General features: G+C 36.6%; 2 protein-coding genes and 1 pseudogene. 2 read left to right on the top strand and 1 reads right to left on the bottom strand.

Annotated elements, in window-relative coordinates; genetic code table 11:
• Nucleotides 1–625 (bottom strand): annotated as a pseudogene (locus tag ON09_RS23525) (M1 family peptidase); the annotation flags it as partial.
• A 312-nt stretch (nucleotides 626–937) separates the two neighbouring features.
• On the opposite strand from ON09_RS23525, the gene greA reads away from it, so the two are divergent.
• Both greA and ON09_RS23515 read left to right on the top strand, forming a co-directional pair.
• The gene (greA, locus tag ON09_RS23520; protein WP_010603520.1) at nucleotides 938–1,411 is read left to right on the top strand and encodes a transcription elongation factor GreA; all 474 of its coding nucleotides are present in this window, start codon (nucleotides 938–940) and stop codon (nucleotides 1,409–1,411) included.
• Nucleotides 1,412–1,483: 72 nt separating this feature from the next.
• Nucleotides 1,484–1,885, top strand: a complete 402-nt coding sequence (locus tag ON09_RS23515; protein WP_029204599.1) for an HIT family protein — start codon at nucleotides 1,484–1,486, stop codon at nucleotides 1,883–1,885.
• Nucleotides 1,886–1,912: the final 27 nt, after the last annotated feature.

The raw sequence follows: 1,912 nt of genomic DNA, 5'->3' as shown, positions 1-1,912 counted from the left end.
CATTATAAAATTCTGCCCTATCGGTATGTGGAATGCGATCCCATCCGTTGTAATCATCGTAAACAGAAATACGAGGATAGCTATAAGCTACAAAGAAGGAGTTAGGATCAATCTGACCTTCACGACCGCTTTCTTTTGATAATGGATAATCCCAACTGATTTTTACAGTCGTTTTTGATTTTGGATTTAAAGGCTTTTTCAGGCGAACATTTCCTACTGTTCCCCAGTTTTTCGAATCGACTTTATAAGTTTCGCCATCAACTGAAAAAGAAGATATGTTTAAGCCTGTAGTGAGAAAATCTTCACTAACGGCACCGCCACGAGGAGAAGTTGGTTTGTGCAGGTTATTTACAAAACGAATGGCCAGCGTTTTCAAGGTATCACTGCTATTGTTGCTGTATACAATTTCTTCTTGTCCGCTTACCACTTTACTTTCAGCATCTACCTTAATATCCATGGTGTAGCGGCCGTGATTTTGCCAATAATTTGCACCAGGATTTCCATTCATGGAGCGTGTGCCTTTTTGGTAAGCAGCTTTAATATTTCTGGGCATGTACAGCTCTTGCGCTGAAAGCTGATAACAACCGACCACAACCAACATTGCTATTGAAAATAACTTTTTCATTTTTAAGAATAATTTTGGCTAAAAATATAATTATAGAATGAATTTTGGATGATGATATCAAGTAATGTTGATTTTCATTTTAATTGGATTCGAAATGGCACCAAATAGTATTTGACCAATGTGGCGATGGAATGATATTTATATCGTTAACTCATGTCCTTTAAAGCTTCAAATCATAAAAATCCTTTGTATTTATTTGCTTTTGTAATTTCCACAATTTATCTTCGTTATAATTGAAGCAAGACTATGTAGCAAACCAACTATATAGTCTTGTTTGTTTTTTATAGCGTTTGAATAATAATTAATAGAGCAATGACAGAGGTAACGTATTACACACAAGAGGGGTTAGATAAATTAAAGGAAGAAGTTCATTATCTAACTACAACCGGCCGTCAGCTAATATCTAAAGCAATTGCTGAGGCGAGAGATAAAGGTGATTTATCGGAAAATGCAGAATATGATGCGGCAAAGGAAGCACAGGGTTTGCATGAGGCGAAAATCGCAAAACTAAAAAATACATTGGCGAATGCCCGTTTAATTGATGAGTCGAAATTAGATTTATCAAAAGTTTTGGCGTTATCCATCGTTAAAATTAAAAATGTTAAAAACGGTGCTACGATGACTTACCAATTGGTGGCAGAAAGCGAAGCTGATTTAAAAACAGGAAAAATTTCTGTGAAATCGCCAATTGCGCAAGGTTTATTAGGTAAATCTGTTGGTGAATTTGCCGAAATCGAAGTGCCGGCAGGTAAAATGCAATTCGAAGTTTTAGAAATCTCGAGATAACAGTAGTTACAAGTTATGGGTCATAAGTTGGGAGACTAAACCGATAACCTTTAATTCATAACGTACAACCTAATTATGACTATCTTTTCAAAAATTGTTGCTGGTGAAATACCTGCGCATATTGTAGCAGAAACTGTTGAGTATTTAGCTTTTTTAGATGTTCAGCCATTAACGGCTGGGCATGTGCTGGTTATTCCGAAAATTGAAGTGGATTACATTTTTGATGCCGATGAAGATTTATATGTTGGTTTATGGATGTTTGCCAAGATCGTTGCAAAAGGGCTGAAAGTTGCCTTCCCTTGTAAAAAAGTTGGCGTTTCGGTGATCGGGTTAGAAGTTCCACATGCGCACATTCACCTCATACCGATGAATAGCGTTAGCGATATGAACTTTGCTAAAGAGAAACTCAAACCAACACAGGAAGAATTAGCAGAGGCCGCGGAGAAAATTAAGCAGGCTTTGCTGGAGGCTTAAATAAATTTAAAATAAAAAAAAATAGCC

It is taken from the genome of Pedobacter agri PB92 (assembly GCF_000258495.1).
GTDB lineage: Bacteria > Bacteroidota > Bacteroidia > Sphingobacteriales > Sphingobacteriaceae > Pedobacter > Pedobacter agri.
Note: the sequence above shows the minus strand (reverse complement) of the source record. Positions and strands in the feature narration are given on the sequence as shown.

Bases quoted from the DNA above. Each gene is read 5' to 3' on its own strand.
- greA (WP_010603520.1), top strand. From the start codon at position 938: ATGACAGAGGTAACGTATTACACACAAGAGGGGTTAGATAAATTAAAG.